This is a genomic window from uncultured Gemella sp. (assembly GCF_963525165.1).
Lineage (GTDB): Bacteria > Bacillota > Bacilli > Staphylococcales > Gemellaceae > Gemella.
The window spans coordinates 25,308-48,841 of the sequence record NZ_CAURJN010000005.1; the positions used below are offsets into that span (position 1 = coordinate 25,308).

The 23,534-nt window shown below is 31.1% G+C and carries 22 protein-coding genes; 9 read left to right on the forward strand and 13 right to left on the reverse strand.

Translation table 11 applies throughout. The features are described from left to right. Positions 1-80: 80 nt before the first annotated feature. Both RWQ74_RS01730 and RWQ74_RS01735 read right to left on the reverse strand, forming a co-directional pair. Positions 81-1,205, reverse strand: a complete 1,125-nt coding sequence (locus RWQ74_RS01730) for a hypothetical protein (RefSeq protein WP_314396210.1) — start codon at positions 1,203-1,205, stop codon at positions 81-83. A gap of 295 nt (positions 1,206-1,500) precedes the next feature. After that, positions 1,501-2,439, reverse strand: coding sequence for a hypothetical protein (locus RWQ74_RS01735; protein ID WP_314396212.1), 939 nt, complete (start codon positions 2,437-2,439; stop codon positions 1,501-1,503). Positions 2,440-2,727: 288 nt separating this feature from the next. Here RWQ74_RS01735 and RWQ74_RS01740 point away from each other — a divergent pair, with 288 nt between their 5' ends. From RWQ74_RS01740 to RWQ74_RS01770, 7 genes are all read left to right on the forward strand, one after another. Beyond that, a complete protein-coding gene (locus RWQ74_RS01740; protein ID WP_314159845.1) occupies positions 2,728-3,015 on the forward strand; it encodes a hypothetical protein in 288 nt (95 codons plus the stop codon). Further along, the gene (locus tag RWQ74_RS01745) at positions 3,008-3,349 is read left to right on the forward strand and encodes a hypothetical protein (protein WP_314396215.1); all 342 of its coding nucleotides are present in this window, start codon (positions 3,008-3,010) and stop codon (positions 3,347-3,349) included. The genes RWQ74_RS01740 and RWQ74_RS01745 overlap by 8 nt, the downstream gene beginning before the upstream one ends. A 238-nt stretch (positions 3,350-3,587) precedes the next feature. After that, complete coding sequence (locus RWQ74_RS01750) at positions 3,588-4,682, forward strand: cell division protein FtsK (RefSeq protein WP_314396217.1); 1,095 nt, start codon at positions 3,588-3,590, stop codon at positions 4,680-4,682. Positions 4,683-4,705: 23 nt separating this feature from the next. Next, positions 4,706-5,104, forward strand: coding sequence for a hypothetical protein (locus RWQ74_RS01755; RefSeq protein ID WP_314396218.1), 399 nt, complete (start codon positions 4,706-4,708; stop codon positions 5,102-5,104). Between the two features lie 242 nt (positions 5,105-5,346). Next, positions 5,347-6,639, forward strand: a complete 1,293-nt coding sequence (locus tag RWQ74_RS01760) for a Rep family protein (protein WP_314396220.1) — start codon at positions 5,347-5,349, stop codon at positions 6,637-6,639. A gap of 81 nt (positions 6,640-6,720) precedes the next feature. Further along, positions 6,721-6,951 carry a DUF3173 domain-containing protein gene (locus RWQ74_RS01765; RefSeq protein ID WP_314396222.1) on the forward strand — a complete coding sequence of 77 codons (231 nt, stop codon included), beginning with the start codon at positions 6,721-6,723 and terminating at the stop codon, positions 6,949-6,951. Then, positions 6,938-8,173, forward strand: coding sequence for a site-specific integrase (locus RWQ74_RS01770; RefSeq protein WP_314396224.1), 1,236 nt, complete (start codon positions 6,938-6,940; stop codon positions 8,171-8,173). The genes RWQ74_RS01765 and RWQ74_RS01770 overlap by 14 nt, the downstream gene beginning before the upstream one ends. Here the strand turns inward: RWQ74_RS01770 and RWQ74_RS01775 are convergent. The 9 genes from RWQ74_RS01775 to RWQ74_RS01815 form a co-directional block, all read right to left on the reverse strand. Further along, complete coding sequence (locus RWQ74_RS01775) at positions 8,165-8,488, reverse strand: hypothetical protein (protein WP_314396226.1); 324 nt, start codon at positions 8,486-8,488, stop codon at positions 8,165-8,167. The two genes, RWQ74_RS01770 and RWQ74_RS01775, sit on opposite strands and share 9 nt — an antisense overlap. Before the next feature lie 105 nt (positions 8,489-8,593). Next, on the reverse strand, positions 8,594-9,142 hold the full coding sequence (locus RWQ74_RS01780; protein WP_314396228.1) for a hypothetical protein: 549 nt from the start codon (positions 9,140-9,142) through the stop codon (positions 8,594-8,596). 69 nt (positions 9,143-9,211) lie between these two features. Beyond that, positions 9,212-10,912: a phospholipase D family protein gene (locus tag RWQ74_RS01785; RefSeq protein ID WP_314396230.1), complete on the reverse strand. Its 1,701-nt coding sequence runs from the start codon at positions 10,910-10,912 to the stop codon at positions 9,212-9,214. Between the two features lie 49 nt (positions 10,913-10,961). Then, a complete protein-coding gene (locus RWQ74_RS01790; protein ID WP_314396233.1) occupies positions 10,962-11,669 on the reverse strand; it encodes a hypothetical protein in 708 nt (235 codons plus the stop codon). A gap of 99 nt (positions 11,670-11,768) precedes the next feature. Then, positions 11,769-12,689, reverse strand: coding sequence for an ABC transporter permease (locus RWQ74_RS01795; RefSeq protein ID WP_048801993.1), 921 nt, complete (start codon positions 12,687-12,689; stop codon positions 11,769-11,771). Then, positions 12,690-13,754 carry an ABC transporter permease gene (locus RWQ74_RS01800; RefSeq protein ID WP_294683653.1) on the reverse strand — a complete coding sequence of 355 codons (1,065 nt, stop codon included), beginning with the start codon at positions 13,752-13,754 and terminating at the stop codon, positions 12,690-12,692. It abuts the gene before it with no gap. Between the two features lie 12 nt (positions 13,755-13,766). After that, complete coding sequence (locus tag RWQ74_RS01805; protein ID WP_314396237.1) at positions 13,767-15,278, reverse strand: ABC transporter ATP-binding protein; 1,512 nt, start codon at positions 15,276-15,278, stop codon at positions 13,767-13,769. A gap of 299 nt (positions 15,279-15,577) precedes the next feature. Then, entirely contained in the window at positions 15,578-16,684 is a 1,107-nt protein-coding gene (locus RWQ74_RS01810; RefSeq protein ID WP_314159869.1) for a BMP family ABC transporter substrate-binding protein, read from the reverse strand. A gap of 450 nt (positions 16,685-17,134) precedes the next feature. Next, the gene (locus RWQ74_RS01815) at positions 17,135-18,250 is read right to left on the reverse strand and encodes a BMP family protein (RefSeq protein WP_003144540.1); all 1,116 of its coding nucleotides are present in this window, start codon (positions 18,248-18,250) and stop codon (positions 17,135-17,137) included. 302 nt (positions 18,251-18,552) lie between these two features. Between RWQ74_RS01815 and RWQ74_RS01820 the strand changes: the two genes are divergently transcribed. Both RWQ74_RS01820 and RWQ74_RS01825 read left to right on the forward strand, forming a co-directional pair. Continuing rightward, on the forward strand, positions 18,553-19,377 hold the full coding sequence (locus RWQ74_RS01820; RefSeq protein ID WP_314396238.1) for a purine-nucleoside phosphorylase: 825 nt from the start codon (positions 18,553-18,555) through the stop codon (positions 19,375-19,377). Between the two features lie 14 nt (positions 19,378-19,391). Next, the gene (locus tag RWQ74_RS01825) at positions 19,392-19,817 is read left to right on the forward strand and encodes an HIT family protein (RefSeq protein ID WP_314396240.1); all 426 of its coding nucleotides are present in this window, start codon (positions 19,392-19,394) and stop codon (positions 19,815-19,817) included. A 309-nt stretch (positions 19,818-20,126) separates the two neighbouring features. On the opposite strand, the gene RWQ74_RS01830 is transcribed toward RWQ74_RS01825, so the two are convergent. Then, complete coding sequence (locus RWQ74_RS01830; RefSeq protein ID WP_314396242.1) at positions 20,127-20,810, reverse strand: hypothetical protein; 684 nt, start codon at positions 20,808-20,810, stop codon at positions 20,127-20,129. Between the two features lie 165 nt (positions 20,811-20,975). After that, a complete protein-coding gene (nrdD, locus tag RWQ74_RS01835; protein WP_314396244.1) occupies positions 20,976-23,159 on the reverse strand; it encodes an anaerobic ribonucleoside-triphosphate reductase in 2,184 nt (727 codons plus the stop codon). Positions 23,160-23,534: the final 375 nt, after the last annotated feature.

A 23,534-nucleotide genomic window follows, 5' to 3' on the forward strand; every position in this document is an offset into this window, starting at 1 on the left:
CATAGTCTTTCTATGTTTTACAATTAATAATCTAGAGGTTATCACGGGTTGTGACAACCTCTATTATTTTATTCTCTTTATTATGGACGTGTAGTTCTCTCAGTACCTGAATCTACGTTCACCCATACAGTGTAAGTTTCTTGTTTTTGCACTTTACGAACTTTAGTTACGGGTACAGTTTTTGTACCAACTTTAACTTTTTTAGTTTCACGAACTTTACGTTCAGTGTCTACTGATACTTTGATACCTTTTTCTGTAAAGATTTTAAGTTGTAAATCTCCTAGTACATTTCCTGGGAAATCATCGTACCAACCTAGTTCTTGGTAACGAACACCATTGTTAGATAGGTATAACCAATCGTCGAATAGTTGTTTAGTTTCGTAAACATCTTCAGTTGTATTTTCTGTATATTCTTCATCTACAGTCACTGTACGAGTACGAGTTTCTTCTTTCCAAGTTCCATTATCTCCTTTTGGAGTAGTTGGAGTAGTTGGTTCATCTTTTGGTTGTGTTCCTACTGGAGTAGTTGGTTTTTCAACTGGTTTAGCTGGGTCTGTTGGTTTTGTAGTATCTACAGGTTTAACAGGCTCAGATGGTTTAGTTACATCTACTGGTTTTGTTGGTTCAGTTGGTTTTACTGTGTCAACTGGTTTAGTAGGTGTAACAGGTTTAGTTGTATCAACGGGTTTTACAGGTTTAACGCTGTCAGTTGGTTTAGTAGGAACTGTAGGTGTTACAACAGGTGTAGTTGGTGCTACTTCCGCAGTTTCATATTCAAAGCTTACAGAACCTTTGATAGCGTGAGATTTCACAGTTTTAGCGAATTCCACACGGTCGCTAACAACAGCTGTGTTAGGTAATGTTTTTACTGTTTTAACAGCTGACTTCTGTGCTCCAAAGTTTACTTGAATGTCTTTTACTTGTCCTTTAGTTAAATTACCAAAGTTAACAGTTTTAGCTTGAGTTCCGTCAACCGTATATGTTGTTTTAACTTTCTGAACATCTTCATGAGCAGTAACACGGATTACAGCACCTTGCTCATTTTCTAATACAACAGTACTTACTTTACCAGTTTCTTGTTTAGGTTCAGTAGTTACTTTTACGTCATTTTCTGCTTTAACGTTTTGATTGACACTAGCTGTTGTTACTGTAGTTAATGCAGCCGCTGCTAGTAGGTAAGATACGGCTTTTTTCGATTTTTCCATAATATCCTCCAAATTTCTATAATTTGTCTTCCTATGAAAATAGGAAAAAATTTAATTTATATAATTTAATTAAGACCATTATATCAAAAAAAAAAAACGCAAGCTTTTTTTACATGAAAATAATAAGATTATTATGAATTATTTTAGGTAATTTTAGAAATGATAACTAACTATTTTCTGTGCACACAAAAAGCACTTTTCTAAATTTTTTAGAATAGTGCTTTTCTTAATATCTTTAAAGCTAACATTAATGAAATTATTGTTAGCTTAATATTGTATTTTATCTATTGTATAACTAAATTTCTCCCTCTTTATTCAGCTTATCTAAAATTTGATTTCTTTTTCTATAAGTATATTTTAGAAAGTCTATATACATTTCTCCTGCTTCGATTATTTTACGCTGAAAATTAAGGTCTGCTTCTAAAATCTCATCTTTACTATAAGCAGAATATACTGTATCATATACTAACTCTCGTTCTATTAAAGAATCTAATTTAGATATATCTTTTTTCACGATTGAGTACACTCTGAATCCTATAGATTCTTCTGTTGGTATTTTATGATTTTTAACTATGTCTAGAAAAATCTCAACAATATTATCAGTATCGAACTGATTTTTAAATGTGATACCTTTATCAATATACACATTCTTTCCATTTTCTTTTGTTCGCACTATATTAGCAGAATCAAGAAATTTTATAAATTTTTCTAAGAATTCATCTTTTATATTTTCAAGTAACTCTTTTTCTGCTAAATATCTGGAAACAGGTATATCCTCAGATTCTAATTCTTCTATATTAATACCTATACGCGGAGCATTAATTTCATTCACTATCTCCTTATATGCTTTAGTCTCTGCAAAATATATATCATCTATTAATGTATCATCTAGTATTTCCTGCTGTTCTTCTGTCAGATTTTTACATATACATTTCATTAAATCGTAAATATACTCTGAGATTTCTTCATTATCTCCCCAGTAAAGCATTCTACTAATCCTTTTTCGCTCTAACTCTGATAATCCTTGTCCATATAAACTTTCTAATATTTTATTAGTGGATGTTTCAGTTAATAAATATGGATTTCTCTTTGTTCGCTCCCCTCTTACAATCCATGTTATAAGGGTAGCGTTATCCTCATAGACTTTAAAAGAATTCAAATTCTTTTTCTTAATAAGTTTTCCTATCCTATTTGATGCCTTCTCACAAAAAAAATCTTGCAAAGCTATCTCCATAATTCTTCACTCCTCAATTTTAGTATTTTGTTATTTAATATTTTAACATAATATGTTTTTTTACACAAGTGAAATGTAATATATTATTTACGGATAAGATAACTATAATGCCATTTACATGCTATTAGTATAAAACTATAAGGTTGTGTATTTACTCACTTAAAATTATACTACAATACCTTTGCAATACATAATATATTGAACTATAATAATATGTAAGGAGGTAACCTAGTGTTATTCAAATAACACTCATGATAATATCAAGCAATAGAAAGGAGTTGAAAATAAATGCTTAATTATAATCTTGAACGTTTTCAAGCACATATACTAGCTAATTATGGGAATGTTGCTTATCAAAGAATTTCAAAAGATACATATTTTAAAACTGTTCCTAACGAACTCTATGAAATATGGTATTCACCATACAAATTTTCCTTTAGGAGTTTTAAAGATGTTAAGGATTTGCCTTATTTGAAAGGGGAAGCACTTATAATATATTACTATAATATTATTATGACACATATACAACTAAAAATAATATTTAATAAATTGAAAGGAGGGCTTAGCAATGGCTAAACCTAATTGGAATAAAACACTATCAGAGGTGTTAAAACACCCTACAGTACAAGTTGTACTAACAAGTAAGACAACTGGTAAGGAGTATACAGCAGATGTAATTCGTCAACTTCCTGTATTTTCAACAGGGGGAATAGATGAAGTCGAAGGTGGATTTAAATATTCCATTGTAGATACAAAAAACAACTTAGAGTACACAATTAAAGCACCTCAAAAAGTAGATGTTAAATTTAGTACAGTTCTGGTATTTAAAAATGTACGTGGAGGTGCTACATCGACTGGAAATGGCTGGTACTCTGCGGAATCTGTCGAAGTAGCTCAACGAAATGAGTAAGTACCGTAGGATTATCAAGAAGAAGGATAGTAAATATCAAAACCATCAGATTATATCGGTGGTTTTGATAATAACTATTTTCCTTTCATTGGTACTTACATTTATAATATATAACTTCTTTAAAAAGTACTTACTTTACAATTTTATTTTATCTATAAGTCTATTATCATTAATTATTTTCTGCTTAGTAATTTCACTTAACCACAGAGAACAGGTTTCTGTATTAGAGATAGATAAAATGAATAAGGAAGCAAATAAATTAGCTACTAGAATAAATAAGTTATTTAATGATAAAACAATTACTGATGTGCTAAAACTTAGTAATTCTACTAGATACGGTGAAGAGATGCCAGAAATATACGTATTTCTTGATAGTTCTTTAAAAGAAGGTTTTATAGCTATAGAAAATATTTCAAATTTTGACAGGGCGGACCGTGATAAATTTGAACAAAAGATATCTGGAGTATTGTCTGGGAAATATCAAAAATATTCCGTTGTAAGCTCTGAGTTAACACTTGATGATAGTTTTATTCTATTTTATTTTGAAGACAGCATAACATCAGAAAGATTAATTATTGATAATACTGGTGATATAAAAGAAAATATCTCTGAATGTGAACACCATATTAGGCTAGCTAAAAATCTTGTATGGCAATGCAATATTACCGCTCATTTGTCAATAATAGCACGCACACGTGCAGGTAAGTCAGTTCTTGCTGGTGAATATATGGCTAGATTAATGCTCTTACAGAACTGGATTGTTGAATATAATTCAGCAAAATACGACAGATACGTCAAAGAATTCAACGGGAAAAGTGACCCTATTGAAATTGTTGAACGTGCTGAATATTGGTGTTCTGTAATGGATAATAGACTACAAGAAATCAATAATGCTGGGAAGGATAAATACCTAGATATGAAAGATATGCCTAATATAGCCATTTTCTTTGATGAACTCGGTAATTTAAACGCTTCTCTTGAATCACTTGATAAAACAGATAAAACACTAAAAATTACATCCAGATGGATAACAGCAATTAACAGACTTTCAGCTACAGGAGCAAGTGCTGGGATACATATAATTGCAATATCGCAATTTGCAACTAAAGAAGGATTTTTACCATCCTTAGCTAGAGTAAACTGTTCTGATGCTGTAATTATGCTTGGTGGGGCTGCTGATTCTCCAACGGAGAGACAATATCTAATGAGTGGGTTCGCAGACCTACCTAAACGAAGTTACAAGAAAGGGCAAGGAATTGCCAGAATACAAGGATCGGGAAGGAAATGGGAAACACCCCATTTTTATGAAACCCCGTTTTTTAAAAAATTTTAAGATATAAGATAGGAGAATAAGAAATGAGAAGAATAAAACAATATAATTTTGTTTTAAATGAAAAAATTTTAAGAGAATATGCACGATTATACGATGAATCACTTCGTGCACTTACGCGAGAAGAGGATTATAACAATGATAAAATCAGTGAAATAGAAGAATGGATATTTAATGAATATCTATTCCTTGTGGATATTGCCAAAAGTACGTTTGATGTGGAATTATTATCTAATGCTTTTATTAACTTATATATTTCTTCAGAGAGATTTTACGATGAAATTATGGAATATTTCTATGATACAAGGAGTTTGGAAGAGAAACAAATTCAAATGTCCGAATTTGAACATCGTTTCAAAATCAAATATAATTTTGCGAAATCATTAATGGATAGTTATGAATGTTACGACACTTTCTTCGCATAATTTACTATTTTAAAATTATGGAGTTAATTATTAATTAATTCCTAACGCCTGCGTGGAACAGGGCTTGTCAATGTTCCACGCAGTAAAAAACCAATAAAATCAATGCTTTAAGTCGATTTTCAAAAAAATAAAATCAAGAAAAATCAAGAGAATAATTAAAAGAATAATTAAAAATCGATTTTAAATATTCTCAGAATAGGAGATAATCCATGATAAAAAAAGAAGCAATTTTAAAAACAATAATGCTAGTTCAACAGTTAGACCCTGCTTATTGGGATTTATGGGAAAATAAAGACTCAATAACAACAGCAAATAATGGTGATTTAAGACCACTTTTAGATGAAATCATTTCAAAATTAAAAAGTAATGATATTATACCATCTGAAGTATATTCCATACTTCATGATGAAGACTTATACGAAGATAACAGTACACTTAAACCAAAACATATACATATACTATTTAAATTTGAAAAAGGTGCAACGCTTAACAATATAGCATTAGCTATTGGTATAAATCCACAATATTTAGAAAAGCTTAAATCTGGAAGGTATGGTTACGATAATTGCTTGGCATACTTGATTCACGCTAAAGATGAAAATAAACATCAATATAAACCAGAAGAAGTATTAACTATTCTTGGTGAAAACTATATGGATATATACAAAAAAAGAATTAATACTTGGTTTAAAGGAAGAGCAACGAAAACAGCTAAAGAAACAAATTTGAGTGTCGACTGGCTTATCTCTAAAATTGCAAATGGTGAGATAAATAAAGATAAAATATTGCTTACCAATGAATACTATACTATATATTTACATCATAAAAGAAAAGTTAATGAGGCGATAGACACATACAACGAAAAGAAAACTATAAAGACTATTAATGACTTAGAAGATGGACAATTTAAAAAGACTATTATTTATATACAAGGTCATAGTGGTATTGGTAAAACTAGATTTGCAAAAGAGTTAATAAAAACAATTAAACATCTTGCATTACACTATTCTGGAGAAATCTGGGAACACTGCATTACAGCATCAACTAACGCATTTGATGAGTTTAACTCACAAGAAATATTATTGCTTGATGACATACGAGGTAGTAGTATGAATGTTTCAAATTGGCTTAAACTCTTAGACCCTTTCTCTATTTCACCCATTTCTGCACGCTACCACAATAAGCAGGGAATTTCTAAAGTTATCATCTTAACAGCGCCTCACGCTCCCGGTAAGTTCTTTTACGAAGCTGAAGATTCAGCGGGCGAAGATTCTGACCAATTTTATAGAAGAATAGATTTACAAATAGAGGTTACTGACAAATTCCTATTATCTACCCCATATAAACGAGTAATTCCAAAAGAAGAACGGAAAGGAATATGGTATAGAAAAAATACAGAGTATCTATATATTTTCTCAAATCCAAAATCATACAAGAAAGATGAGCTAAAAAAAATTATAATTAAAAAAATTATAAGAAATATGAATTGGATAGAAAAAGATTATCCTTCCGCCGACCAAAGCAAAAAAGGATAACCAAAAGATTAAATAGCAATATTACTATTTATTGTTATTATCTCAAATTTAAAAATAAATATCAAGGAGATTATAATAAACATGTTAAATAATTGTACAATAAGTAAAACGGAATTAATGAAATTAGGTTATAAAGAACATACTTCAATATCAATTATTAGACAAGCGAAGCAAATTATGGTAAAACAAGGGTATGCATTTTATAACAATAAAAGATTAGGACGTGTTCCTAAATCAGTAGTTGAAAATATATTAGGAATTTCTATTCAAGTAAATAATACTTCGGAGGGAAATTCTAATGGCACAAACTAAAACTAAATATACAGGAGTATACAAGGATGAAAAAGGTAACTTCTTCTATCAGACTGAGCTTGGAATTGATAAAATAACTGGGAAAAGAATCAGAAAAAAAGGAAGAAAAGATAAGAATGGAAAACTATTTTCGTCAGCAGTTGAAGCATACAAAGAACTTACTAGAATAAAAAATGAGTATCATGAGGCACAAGGCTACTCTAACTATAGAATGTCTTATAAACAATATATGGATTCTATCTATATTCCCTATTATCAATCTACAGTTGATAAAAGCACTTTTAGTATAAAAAAGAAAATTCTAGAGGATATAAGAGATAGATTTTCTAATACTTTATTACGTTCTATATCATTAGAACAAGTTCAAAATTATAGAATTTGGCTTTTAACTTCAGAGGAATCGGGTGGTCCTGGATATTCTCAAAGTTACGCAAGCCTAATATTCGGAGCTTTTAGAAAATCATTAGATTTTGCATTAACAATGGGATATGTAGAACAAAATATATCAAAGCGTGTAAAAGCAATACCTAAAGGAAAAGCTACTGTTCCATACTGGACAAAATCAGAATTTGAAGCTGTAATATCTAAAATATATATAGAAAATACTTATGAGCATTTGAACTTTATTATGTTATGGATTTATTTCATGACGGGTATTAGAGTTAATGAAGGCTGTGCCTTAAGGTGGAATGATGTAGATTTTAAAAATAAAAAGTTACGTATTCACAATATGCTAATAATACAATCTAAAGAGGAGTGGACAATAAACCCCTACACAAAAACTAAAAATGGTAGACGAACTATAAGTCTAGACTCAGACACGATTTCAATTTTAAAAAAATGGAAAAAAACTCAAAAAACTATTGGTTTAGGCAATGAAGATAATTTTATTTTCTCTTATGATGGTTTACCTATGATTAAATCTACCATATCAAGAATAATTGCTAGATATTCTAAACTAGCTGGAGTCAAAAAAATTCAAGCTAAAGGATTAAGACATAGTCACGCTAGTTATCTCATAAATGAATTTAATATATCTATATTGATATTATGTAAGAGACTTGGTCACTCATCACCAGAAATAACATTAAAACACTATTCGCATTTGTGGACTGGTGCAGATGAACATATCGCACTAGAAATGGAAGGAAATATAGTATATAATAGACCTAAGAAAAGCCTTATAAATTTTAATGGTAATCAAGTATTAAAATCAATTTAAGGCAACCCCACCAATTACCCCACCAAAACTAGCTTTTTTATCTTTAAAAGTTGATATACGGGGGCTCACGGGTAAGAATCTACTATTGAGTGGGAATAATGCGGTGTACATTTGAATTATTAGGAGTATAACGACGACATAATTCTTAGGTACAGCGTATGCAACAAGAACTTTAATCTTAACGAACAAAGTAAGGAAATGATTATTAGTTCTAACTGATATTACAACTATAATTTGAATGAAAAATCCTAATTTAACTACGTTTTTAGTTGTTATAAATGTTGCAAATCTATTTAATTCAATTAGGTTCCTCACTTGAAATCCCTTTAATAAAAAATCAATAATCCTCCAAAATTCAGATAAATTTGAAGGCCTATTACCTTTTTTATGATAGGTAATATGTAAATAAAACTCTATAAATTACTTATTCTTTCCAAATAATCTTTGGAAAAAGCCAATTTTCTCCTCTGTATCTTCAGGTTTTTCTTCTTCTACAATATTTTCTTTCTTATCATCTGATTTTAGTGGAACATTTATCCATTCGTGGAAAGAATCTTGGAAAATTTCAACAAATAGATCTGCATTTGTTTTACTTGAACTCAAAACCTTATTCTCTAATGCTTCCGAATAAACTTTTGATGGTTTAGTATTATCCACTCCATACCTAGAACTTTGGAAATTATGATCAAGTTCGCTCATCTTAATCATGTAAATATTTCTCTCCTCTTGCTCCCCTTTAACTTCTTTAAACAATTCTGGAGAACCTATATACAGTTTTCGCCACATCAACATATTATTTTTCGTAGCATCATCTACACGCGAAAGTAGGAAAAAGTCAGGCAATTCAATTCCTGCGATTTCAAAATATTCTTTAAATATTTCACGAGTATAGTATAAGAAATCTAATTTATTTCCACTATAATGTTTCCAATTCAAATCATCTTGCATAAGTTTTTTAGAAAATCTCAAAACAAAATCTCTAAACAATCCTGAATTAATTTTCTCGTAAACTTCTATATATCTATCTGTCGTTTCTGCTCATCTTTGCGAATCAAATTTACGATCATTTAATAAATAATATATTCTTCTACTAAGGGCCTCTGATTTAGAACCAATTGCTTCTGCATTAGTCGTACAAATAAATGCAGGAGTTAAATGTATTTGATTTTCCGCTTGATTAGAAATATCTTTAATCAAATCTTCACCTTTTCCATTAAAGAAATCACTTGGCAACTCATCAACAAGTAAAGGTGCGACATTATCCTCATTAAGCATCCAATAACGGATTTGTTGGCGCGTTGCAGAATCCTTTCTCGTATCATTGTCAACCAACTCATTGTACGTTGGTATTTTATTATCCGTTGTCAGCCCTAACATCTTATTTAATATATTAAGTAAATTAGACTTACCAGAGCCCCCTGTTCCACCGACAATAGCAAATAAAGGTATATCCAAAGCTTCATTTCCTAATGTAAATTTTTCTCTAATCTCACCTATAAATGGTGAGGTAAATGTATATAATATTGTCTCCATTACACGTTTCCCATATTCAGGAGTATAATTAGGGACAAAATCTTCGTAATTTTTTAATAATTTACAAATAATCCCAATATTTTCCTTAATTTCTGCATCAGTTAACCTCTCACTTATTGGATAATAAGAAAAACGTTCTTCTAAAGCTTTCGTCTCTGGATTTATCGTACTCTCTATTTTTATCCCCTGTGATAATCCACTATTGTTCTCTGTTCTAAGTGCAGGTTTATTTATAATAAGCTCCCTTGGGGCAGTTTCCGATTTTACTTTTTTAGCCTGAATTTGAAGTTGTAAATATTTTTTAATATTCGTACGCATCTTAGCCTTATCTAAAAGTTTCGTATCACTATTAGCAGTATTTCCGGTTCTTCTATTAACCACACTATTAGTGATTCTCAAAGCAAATTCTAGCTCATTAGCTTTTTGTTGAAATTCCTCTGCACGGATTTGTTCGAATTCTTTTTCCTCTTTCAAATCTTCTATTAACTCTTGTTTTATCTCACCAATCGTAACTTTTTTCTGAACTTCATCATAAAAATCACTAATAGTATTCACTTTCAACTCAGAAGTTTCCTCTGGTGTGAAATTAATATTTAAATCAGGATTTTTGTCTTTTTTCTTAGTTATTTTATCTAAAACAGACTTCGTGAATAAGTTTTGAGTAGCAGGAATTATTGTATTCTCATAATATTCATTATATATTTCAAAAATAGCATCATTATCTCTAATTTCTACTATTTCCAATTGATTAGTACTGTTTGAAAATGCTTGTGTAGATAAATTTGCAGAACCTATAATAACCCTTGTTTCTTTTGTCTGAGTATTTTCTAATAGATACACCTTACTATGAATGGTTTTGTCTATTGGTATTCTTATATTAAACTTATTTTTAGTAACTTTTTCTTGAAGTTCTGAATTTAATTCTTCTATAAGTCTCATAGGCGTGCCATCATTTAATATTTTTGTACTATTTATCAATTGATGAATAGCTTGCTTCCTTGAACCTAATGCTCTTTCTTGAACTTCACTATCTTGAATACCTACTGTTATTGTTGTCTCTTCAAAGTTTTCCAAGTACTTATTGTAAAAGTTCGAATCAATTGAAAAAGTTACAGCTTTTAACACATTGTATTTACTAGAATCAAATATTTCACTTATCTCTAAGCTTTTCTTCTCACTATTTAATACAGTTAATAACGTCGTCATCCCTTTACCATATTTCTTTTTAATATTCTATCACTCTATATTTTCTTTTCTACGCAGTCTTCACTTCAGCAACGTAGTATTTAGATTTACTGTGCCCACCTGTATAATTTTTTTTATTTAATTTCAATGTTATTGTTGAAATTTTTGTTTTTGTCATAGCATCTAGTACATCAATTTTAATGCTATCTCCTTCTGTTTTCCAGTTTTCTTTTTTATCTAATTCTTGTGGATAATTATGCCCTCTTACTACAGACACAAATACAAGTGTATTGTCTTCTTTGTAGTAGTATATCTCACTATCTTTAGGAAATGCATTCGCTCCTAAAGATTTTCCAGCAAGCTCGCTGAAAGCAGGACTTTGTAATAGCTCTAACGCTTCTTCTTTAGAATATGTTTTATCTGAAAATTCATTAACTACATCTACAAAATCCTGTACTGAAACTTTTGCTAATGGCACTCCTTCTGGAGAATTGAATTTTGTAGATCTATCTTGAGTAATCCACGCCAATAGGTTTGTTTGTTCATTTAATCTTGATAAATCATTTCCTGAAATAGCAACTAAGTGAGCTAATTTTTCTGCAGCAGCTAAATCATGTTTAACTTCTGTTTTTTCTTTTGAAGTTGTTTCTTTATTCTCTGTCTTACTTTCTTTTTGCTCTGTATTTTTCTTATCCGAAGTTTTTAAACTATCTTTTCCTGCACAACCTGTTATAACTAGTGCTCCTGCTGCAAGTAACATTAATAACTTTTTATTCATATATCTATCTCCTTTTATTTGCTTACTTATATTATATCATAATTTGATAACAAAAAAGTAGTCCCTGAAACTTATAAATTTCAAAGACTACCATATTTATTATCTTAAACCTTTATCGTATGGAATACCAAGTGCTTCTGGAGTAGCAGTTTTCTTAGAAAATACGATAAGTGCAATTATTGTAGCTACGAATGGGAACATGTTCCAGAATGATACCGGAATTGGTAGGTCTGGTGCTAAGATAGAAACTTTCTCAGCAAATACTTTAGTTCCTCCGAAGAATAACGAAGCTAATGTAATTGTAATTGGGTTATACTTACCGAAGATTAATGCTGCTAATGCTAAGTATCCGAATCCGTATACTGTGATTGCTGCGTTAAATCCTTGAGAGAATGTAGTAGCAATAATAGCTCCAGCTAATCCTGCTAAACATCCTGAAATAAATACCCCAATGTAACGATATTTAAATACGTTTAATCCTAGTGAATCACTGGCTTGTGGGTTTTCCCCTACAGAACGTAAACGTAATCCGAACGGACGTTTATAAATTACATAATATGTTACAATTACTAAGATTACAGCTATAAATACTGTTGGATAAATAGTAAATTTACCAAATACTGTATATCTTGGGAAACCACTTGCTAATAATAATTCATATGTACCATTAAAGTGGTTAACTAAGAATAATGCTATAGCTGGTGTAATTAAGTTAATCGCCGTACCTGAGATAACTTGATCAGCTTTTAAATTAATACTGATATATGCGTGGATTAATGACATTAACCCACCTGCAAGTGTTGCAACAACTAAACAAATTACTAATTGGAATAATGTTGGAGATCCATCGAACACTGATAATGCTAATAGTGAGGCGATGAATGATCCAAAGATTACGAAACCGTCAAGGGCAATGTTAACAACCCCACTTTTTTCTGAATAGAAACCACCGATGGCAGCTATAAGAATTGGTGCAGTATATTGTAACATTGAGTCTAATAGTGATAATACTGTATCCATCTATTTGTCTCCTTTCTGTTTCTTACTACTAAATAATTTATCAAGCAACTTGTTATCAAAGATAGCTTTAGCTGCAACGAATAATACGATTAATCCGATTAAAATATTCGCGATATCTTTTGGAATACCGATGAATGATAATTGTGGAGTTAATACTCCTAGGAATCCGAATAATAATGCTCCTAATAATGATCCTAAAGCAGTATTAGCACCGATTAAAGCAACCGCGATTCCCATGTATCCAAATCCTTGGAATGTTGAACCTGCAACTACTTGCCCTACAGGTCCCATGTTGTAAAGAGCACCACCTAGACCGGCGAAAGCTCCTGAAATAGCCATAGATAACACAGTGTTTCTGTTAACTTTCATACCTACGAATTTTGATGCATTCGGGTTAAAACCTACAGAACGTAATTCATATCCGAACACTGTTTTTTCCATAACAATATAGAAAATGATAACACTAAAGATAGCTAAGAATAAATCTGTTCCTAAACGATAGTTGTTGAAAATACCTTCAACTAAACTATTTTGTAAATACCCAGTTCCATCTGCTGAAACAATTGGTTTAGAAATAATATCATTAGTTCCTTTAATATATTTAGGCACTGCAAATTGTACAAAATATAAAGCTGTGTAGTTTAACATAATTGTTACAACTACTTCACTGATATTGAATCTAGCTTTCAAGTAACCTGCAATAGCTGCCCAAAGACCACCTACTACAATCCCAACTAAAATACTAGTAATTAATACTAAATAGAAGTTCATACCTTCCATTTTAATCGCAACAAGTCCAGCGAAAAGTCCACCCATAATGAATTGACCTTCTGCACCGATGTTGAATAAACCTGTTCTAAATGCAAACGCGACAGATAATCCAGTACAAATTAATGGAATTGTTGATACAAAAATTTCAGCTATACTGTTTGAGTCTGAGAAAATATCTCCAATTACTCCAAACACATCTCCTGGTGCTGCCCCTATCGCTGAAATAAGAATCGCCCCAATAATAAATGAAGCTAATATTGGTAGCACCGCATTAGTTAAAACTTTTTTTAACATACGTTCTCCTCTCTACTTCTTAACCCCTGCCATAAGCAGACCAAGTTGTTCTTTTGTTACATTTTCATCATTATCCACGACATCAATGATGTTACCATTGTGAATAACTGCAATTCTATCAGATAATGTTAAGATTTCATCTAAGTCAAATGAAATTAATAATACACCGTTACCTTTATCACGATAGTCGATTAACATTTTATGAATACCATTAATAGCCCCAACGTCAAGTCCACGAGTAGGTTGTGTTGTAACTAATAATTTCGGATTTAATTCTAAAGCACGTCCGATAATAAGTTTTTGTTGGTTACCCCCACTCATACTACGTGCAGAAATTTTCTCATCTCCAGCTTTACGAACATCATATTTTTCACAAATTTCTTTCGCAAATTTTGAGATAACATTTTTCTTCAAGAATCCACGATTTGAGAATTTTTCTGTGTAATAGTTTTCTAAAACTGAGTTTTCTTCAACACTGAAGTCTAGTACAAGACCATCTTTGTGTCTATCTTCTGCAATAATCTCAAGTCCAAGCTCTTTACGTTTTGCAGTAGATAATGAATTGATTTCTTTTCCGTCGAAAATAATTTTCCCTTTTGTTTCTTTAAGTAAAGCATTTAGTACTTCTACAAATTGTTGTTGACCATTTCCATCAACCCCTGCGATACCTAGAATTTCACGTTCACGTACATTTAAGTTGAAATCGTGAAGGATGTCTTTTTTCTCAGCAGTATCTGCATATACCCCTGAAACTTCAAGAATATTTTTCTTACCTTCTCTAGAGCGCTCATATTTAATAATTTCTAAATCTTTACCAATCATTAAACTAGCTAATTGTTCTTTAGTTGTTTCTGCTATTTCTACAGTTCCAAAGTACTCACCACGGCGAATAATACTACAACGATTAGCAACAGCCATAATTTCGTTAAGTTTGTGAGTGATTAATAAGATAGTTTTCCCTTCTGCTTGAAGATTTTTAAGAATAGCTAAGAATTCTTTAATCTCAGCAGGAGTTAACACTGCCGTAGGTTCGTCAAAAATTAAGATGTTTGCATCTCTATATAACATTTTTAGGATTTCTACCCTTTGTTGCATCCCTACACTAATATCCCCAACTAATGCTCTAGGATCAACTTCTAAACCATACTTTTTAGATAAATCACTGATTTTTTCAGCCGCGCTATCTAAATCAATTTTCCCACCTTTTACTTCTTCCATCCCTAAAATAATGTTTTCAGCAACAGTAAAGTTTTTAATAAGTTTAAAGTGTTGGTGAACCATACCTATCCCTAGTTTGTTAGCATGCTTAGGATCTTTAATATCAACTTCCGTACCATTCAATTTAATAACACCGGCTTCTTGATGGTACATACCAAAAAGAACCGACATCAACGTAGATTTTCCAGCACCATTTTCACCAAGTAAGGCATGAATTTCATTGTTCTTTACTTGAATAGTGATATCTTTATTTGCGTAGAAGTCGCCAAACTTTTTAGTTATGTTTAGCATTTCTATAGCGTACATATCTTTACCTCTCTTTTATATATTCTTACATACTATATATTATAATATATTTCGACAAACTAGTATAGCTTTTTAAGGTATTTTTTTATTTATATTTAATATTAATTTTCTGCATGGTAAATTAATTAAAATCTATACTGTATTCGTTTTAATATTTTATAATAAAATACGGTTTTTCTAACTTAAATTATCCTCAATTCAATATAAATTTTTTAATACTATTTAAGAAATATAAAAATAATTCCTTACAAAAAAAGACCTAGCATTTGCTAGGCCTTTTTACTATAAACTTTTTAAAATTAAAGTTCTCCGTCGATATTAGCTTTGTCAGCTACACCAGCTGCATCAGCTGCAACTGTTGCTTTTCCAGCTTTAAGATCTTCAACAACTGTTTTAATTTTAGCTTTGATATCATTGCTTAAGTTAGGGTTTTCTGCTGGAAGTCCAACACCATCTTCTTTAATAGTGAAGACTTTAGCTGTTCCACCTTCAAATTTGTTAGCTTTGATAGCATCTAAGATGTTAGCAACTGCTACGTCGATACGTTTAACAGCTGAAGTTAAGATAACTGATTTTTCAACATCTTTTCCGTCTTTATCTTTGGCTTTGAATACACCTTCAGAATATTGGTCTTTATCTACACCAACGATCCAGTGTTTAACTTCTCCGCTTTCTTTAAGATCTTTAGTAGCTCTTTCTTGAGCTTCTTTAATAGACCCGCTACCAGTACCACCAGCTGCTACGAAGATTACGTCAGCACCAGCATCAAACATAGTTGCTGCTAAAGTTTTACCTTTGTTAGTGTCATTGAATGAACCACTGTAGTTGTAAACAACTTTGATGTCTTTTTTAGCTGCTTTAGCACCTTGAACGAATCCAACACCAAATTTAACTACTGCAGGAATTTTAGCTCCACCAATGTATCCAACTTTACCAGTTTTTGATTGTAAAGCTGCTGCATATCCAGCTAAGTATCCGGCTTCGTGTTCTGAGAATGTTACAGAAGCAACGTTTTTGTTTTGAACTACACCATCGATGAAAATGAATTTTTTATCTGCAAATGAATCTGCAACTTTTGGTAATTCTTTTTCAAAGTAGAAACCAGCTAATGAAATTACGTCAGAAGCTTTTGCTGCATTTTGTAAGTTAGCTGCAATGTCACTTTGGTTTTTAGTTTCGATTGGGTTAAGTGCTTTCCCACCATTTTTCTCTGCCCAAGCTTTTACAGTTTCAACGTTACTTTGGTTAAAACTTTTATCTTTTGCTCCACCTTCGTCAGTTACAACACCGATTTTTAATCCAGAGTTGTTAGAAGATGAATTTCCGTTAGATGATTTAGAAGAACATCCAACAATAATTAATGCTGCTGATAAAACAACTGCTATTAACGAAAATACCTTTTTCATAAATAAAAAGTCTCCTTTATTTGTATATTGTTTATATCTAAATAATACCACATTATCTTTGAAACTTCAATAATTTATTTTTGAAATATTAACATTTTTTTATAATGTTCGTTTTATAATTATAAAAAGCTATAAAAACAACATTCATAGCCTATATCATATCTATTCTCCTTTGTTTCCATAGAATTATTTTAGAATTATAAAGCATTTTCAAAACATTAATAACGTTTTCATATTTATACGAATTTTTACACATTATTAATTATTACACATTAATTAAATAAATTAAAATAACACTGTAAAAAAGGATTTATTAAAGAATTAGAACTTTACGAACATTAAAATAAAGTACTCTTATTATAAATAATTAACACATATTAATAGTTGTAGATAAATAAAAAAATCTCTATAAAACTAAAAGTTCTATAGAGATTCCAACATTAAATTTTTTTATAGTTCTCCTTCGATATTTGTAGCTGCTCCTTTAGCTTTAAGCTCATCTCCAGTAGCTACTACTTCAACTTTACCTGATTTTAGTTCTTCGATAGCACTAGCAACTTTTGTTTTAACTTCATCACTTAAGTTAGGATTTTCTTTTGGAATTCCTACACCATTTTCTTTAATACCAAAGACATGTTCACCTTTTGTAAATTTACCTTCTTTGATTTCATTTAATATTTTAGTAACTGCTACTTCAATATTTTTGACAGCAGAAGTTAAGATAGCAGATTTTTGATATTCTTTTCCGTCTTTATCTTTCCCTTTAAAAATACCTTCTTCGTATTGATCTTTATCTACTCCTACAACCCAGTGTTTAATCTCTCCACTCTTAGACATATCGATAATACCGCGTTCTTTAGCTTCTGAGATTACACCATTACCTGTATTCCCTGCAGCAACGAAAATTACATCCGCACCTGAGTCATACATAGTAGCTGCTAATGTTTTACCTTTGTTTGTATCTGAAAAAGTTCCGCTATAATTATACATTACTTTAATATCACTTTTAGCCGCTTTAGCACCTTGTACAAACCCAATACCAAATCGCTCTACTGGTGGAATTTTAGTTCCTCCAATATATCCAACTTTTCCTGTTTTAGATTGTAAAGCTGCAATATATCCAGCTAAATAACCAGCTTCTTGTTCCTTAAAGATTAATGAAGCAATATTAGGCGCATCAACAAAAGTATCAACATACATGAATTTTTTATCTTTATATTGTTCCGCTACTTTTGGAATTTCTTTTTCAAATTCATAACCAGCTAAAGAAATAATATCAGATACTTTTGCTGCATTTTGTAAATTAGAAGTTAAATCCGATTGAGTTTTCGTTTCTAAAACAACTGGCTCTTTTGCACCATTAGCTTTCGTCCACGCTTGAATTGCCTCTACGTTAGCTTGGTTAAAACTCTTATCTTTTGCTCCACCTTCGCCAGTTACGACACCAATTTTATATCCGCTCTTTCCGTCAGATTTAGTGTCATTCTTAGCATTCTTTGAAGAACAACCAACAACAATTAATGATAATGCAACTAGAATTGCAAAAATAGTACGTAATTTTTTCATAATACCCTCCTTAAAAATTTATGTACTAAGTACATAATACAATATCTTTAAAACGCTTGCAAATGTTTTTTGAACTTTTTTTAAATTTTTTAAACACAACTAAATTTTTGATTAAATAAATCATAGTCTTATAGCACTTATTGATGTTCATTTTTATATTTCAATCGCATCATTAAAAATTACATAAACTCATTTATATTAATAATATAAACGTTGATAATTATTAATATAAAATTATATATTTTCTGAATTTTTTATGCTATAATAACTTTGATAAAGCATTTTCAGGAGGAATTTATATTATGACATATTATGAAAATATTGTAGAGACGGCAAACTACATCAAAAAATATTTTGGAGAACAAATTGACTACGCAGTAGTATTAGGAAGTGGGATCACTTTAGAATTAGAAGATCAACAAGAACTTGGCTACGAAGCTATTCCACTTTTTCCAGGAAACAAACACGCTAACCGTGTTAAAGGACATGCAAATAAACTAACTTTCGGAAAAATTTCTGGGAAAAATGTATTAGTATTAAACGGACGTCTTCACTATTACGAAGGATACAGCATGAAAGATGTCGCCTTTATGACATACGTTGTTAAATATCTTGGAGTAAAAGGATTATTCATCACAAATGCTTGTGGTGCTATCAACACAGACTTCAGCGAAGGAGATATTGTTTGTCTTGACGACTTCATCTCACTTGTTAGCAATAATCCATTAATGGGAGAAAACGAACCACGTCTTGGAGAAAGATTCGTTGATATGACTACGCCATTCGATCCATTCTTAGTAGAAAATTTACACAATTCTGCAAAAAAATTAGATATTACATTATACACTGGTGTTTACGGATTCTTCCAAGGTCCTTACTTCGAAACACGTGCAGAAATTCGTGCATTTAAAACTATGGGATGTGACCTTGTAGGTATGTCTACAGTACCAGAAGTAATCGCTGCAAACCACGCATCACTTCCAGTTGCAGTATTAGCTTGTGCAACTAATATGGCTACAGGAATTCAAGAGAAAAAACACGACCACGAACACGTACTACAAACTGCACAAAAAATTAGCGAAAACCTGAAAAAACTTTTAATTGAAACACTACAAAATTTAAAATAATAAGGAGTCAAATTATGGAAAAAACTATTTTCGAAAAAATTATTGATGGAGAAATCCCAAGTTATAAAGTATATGAAGATGAGCATGTATACAGCTTTCTAGATGTGTTCCCTATTACAAAAGGACACACTTTAGTAATTCCGAAAAAACACAGCAGAAATATTCTTGACTGTGATCCTGAAACAGCTGCTAACATTGGACGTGTTCTTCCGAAAATTGCTAATGCTGTAAAAGAAGCATATGGTTGTGACGGAGTAAATATCTTCCAAAATAACGAAGAATATGCTGGACAAAGTGTCTTCCACCTTCACTTCCACATCGTACCAAGATATAAAGATAAAGATGTAAACTTCGACAATTTAGAAGTTAAATGGCCACCTCAAAAAGTTGAGCCTGCTGAATTCGAAGAAATTAGAAAAGCAATCGCTGATAGACTATAGAAATAAAAAACGGTGCTGACCCAAAAGTCCTAAATTTTAACAAGGTTTATATGAAAATTCATAGACGCAGTGGTTTATTGATATCTAAATTCGCTTTTTAAACGCTTTTTAGATATCTAGTAAACTACTGCAGGAAGTGACTCTAGAAAATCGATTTCTTAGAAATCGAAATTTTTGAGTCACTCTTTTTTATGTTGTATTCTGTTTTTTGAAATTGAGTAATTTCTAATATAGAATTATTTTACATAAAGAAAACCGAGGCTAAAGAGATATTTCTCCATGCCTCGATTCCATCATATATCATCTATACTACTTATTTCCTTCTTTTGAAGCGAATAAAGAAACGATAGAATCTAGAGTTGTTTTTGGTTTTTCCTCAACTTCCTCTTCTAATTCTTCATGTACTTCTTCTGCTTTTTCAATAACTGGAGCTACAGCCTCATGAATTTCTTCAAAAGTCGGCTCCACTTTTTCTTCGTATTGCTCTACTGCCGCTTCTTTTACATTCTCCACAACTTCTTCCGTTTTCTCAAAAACAGGTTCTGTAGCTGGTACTACAGTCTCTTCTGCATTCTCAACTACTGGTACAACAACTTCTTCTACTTTTTCTACAACTGGAGCAGCTACTTCTTCTACTGCAGGTTGTACAGCTTCTCTCACATCTTCTACTGTTTCAGTTACTTCTGCTACTACTTCTTCTTTAACCTCTTCAGCCTTAGCTCCTAATTCTACGAAGTTTTCTTCTACTTCTACAACTTCTTCAGATGTTGTTAATTCTTCTAATTTTTCTTTAGCAAGATCTTTTTCTTCCTGCGCTTGTGCTTCTAGTTCCTGAATTTTATCATTAACAATTTCTGTTAATCTATCAATACCATTTCTAGCATTTTCTTTTAATAACTCTTTGTGTTTTTCTAACTCTTTAGGATTTTTATAATAATAAGCTCCTATTGCACTTACCGCTCCTAATAAAGCACCTTTAAATATTTTACCCATGTGTAAACTCCTCCTAATTTCTTATCAGTATTGATTTTATCAAAAAAATTGAATAATGTAAAGGATTTAAAGGTTTTTAATTAAGTTTTTTTGCTGATAATAATAAAAAATAATAGAAGCAACATCTAGATATATAATTCAGTATCACTTCTATTAAGATTATTTTTATTTTAAATGTTTTACCCTTGCTACAATTTCTTTATGACGACCTTTAATCATAGGACGAGCTTGAGGATTTCCTAAGTATCCACATGTTCTCTTAACAACATCGCAACTTTTCGGATCTCTATTCCCACATTCTGGGCATTTAAATCCTTTTTTAGTAGGTTCAAATTCACCCTCATATCCGCATTTATAGCATCTATCTATCGGCGTATTGGTTCCCAAATATCCAACCTTATCGTAAGCATAATCCCATACCGCTTCTAGTGCTTTTGGATTTTGTTTTAACACTGGATACTCGCAATAATGTATGAATCCACCACTTGCATAATATGGATAATCTTTTTCAAAATCTAATTTTTCAAATGGAGTCGGGTTCTTTCTTACATCATAATGATATGAGTTTGTATAATATTCTTTGTCTGTAATATTTTCTACAATACCAAACTTCTCAGTATCCATTCGACAGAATCTATCAGTTAGAGACTCACTAGGTGTTGAATAAATACTATACCAATAGTCTCCCTCTTCTGTCCATTTATCTACACACTCTTTCATATAACGCATGATATCAAGAGTAAATTCTTTTGCTTCGGAATTTTCCTCCCATTTCCCGCCATAAAAGACACTTGCCACTTCATATAAACCTATATATCCCAATGATAATGTAGAACGTTTATTGTCAAATAATTGTTTTACCCTATCCTCAGGTTTAAGTCGTTTACCGAAAGCTCCGTGCATGTAAAGAATAGGTGCATTTTGAGGTTTTGCCTCACCACAGCGTTTTGCTCTGTAATCAAGTGCATCTTTACAAATTTCTAATCTCTCTTTAAAAATTTCCCAGAACTCGTTCTTATTACCTTTTGATTCTAAAGCTATTCTAGGAAGATTTAACGTTACTACCCCAAGATTCATACGCCCACTTTCCACAAGTTCTCCTTGTTCATTTCTCCACGCAGGTAAGAATGATCTACATCCCATAGGAGTTTTACAACTACCAGTAATCTTCGTAATAGTATCATACATAAGTACATCTGGATACATTCTTTGAGTTGCGCATGACAACGCAAGTTGTTTTACATCATAGTTAGGATCTGTTGGTTTTAAATTTAAGCCATCTTTAATAACAAAAATTAACTTAGGGAAAATAGCCGTTCTTTTCTCTTTTCCTAATCCTTCTATTCTTACCTTAAGTATCGCTTTTTGAATTTCTTTTTCAAAATAGCCCTCACCTAACCCAAAACCTAATGATGTAAATGGTGTTTGTCCTTGTGAAGAGTATAGAGTATTAATTTCATATTCTAAAGATTGCATTGCATCAAAAATATCTTTTTTAGTCTTTTGTTTAGCAAATTCCTTTTGTTTTTCCTCATCATCAATCCACTCTTGAGCCATTTTTAAATTCTTTTCATAGTTCAATTCTGCAAACGGTGCAAGTACTTCGTCTATTCTATCAGCACTACATCCCCCATATTGACTTGAGGCAACATTAGCAATAATCTGAGCCATTTGAGCTGTAGCTGTTTGAATACTTTTTGGACTATCTACATCAGCATTACCGATTTTAAATCCTTTTGTCAACATTTCTTTGAAATCAATTAAGCAACAATTAGTTAAAGGCTGATAAGGAGAATAATCTAAGTCATGATAGTGAATATCTCCTTTTTGATGAGCATTAGCCACATGCTTTGGTAGCATTTTAAGTCCAATTGCCTTAGCAACAATTCCACTAGTTAAATCACGGTGTGTATTAAACACTAAACTATCCTTGTTCGCATTTTCATTCACCACATTCTCATCACGATTAACTAATTTTTCAATCGCTACATTTATATCTAAACTACGCTCACGTTCAATATCACGCATACTTCTATATCCAACGTACTCTTCATAAATAGCTTCTTCACCTAAAGTAAGTAGTGTGTGCTCAACAATATTTTGAAGCTCATAAATTTTAATATTACCTTTAAATCTATTAGCAATCTCCAAAATAACATTATCCACAATACCATTAATATTAACACTATGGTTTTTACCAAATACTGAATGTACCGCTTTTTCTATCGCCTTATAGATTTTTTCAGCATCAAACCTAACTATACGTCCATCCCTTTTTATAACTAGTAAATTTTTAGTTAAATTATCTACTTTTGCCTTTGTATAAGAATATAAATTATTATTTTGCATGTTATCCCTCATTTCCATATAAATTTTTTCTTAAATAAAAATATTACAATACTATCTTATCTCAAAAATTTCTTCCTGTCTACAACATTTATTTCCGGGAAATCTAGAAAGCTTATTAGCTAGCCTTTTTCTCTAATTGTGAATTTTTTTAGCTATTCTGTTTTCTATAAATATATCTCAAAAAGCTATTATATCAACTCTAGTCAAGGTTAACGTATACTACTGTACTATTTTCTAATAAAGACTATTTATAATACAGCTTCCCACTTCCCTTATTTAACACTAATTGAAAATGACATTCAAAAAGTTCACTAATACATAAAAAATTTATTTTTTTATTACTTAAACTGTATTTTAATATAGCAATTTATGATA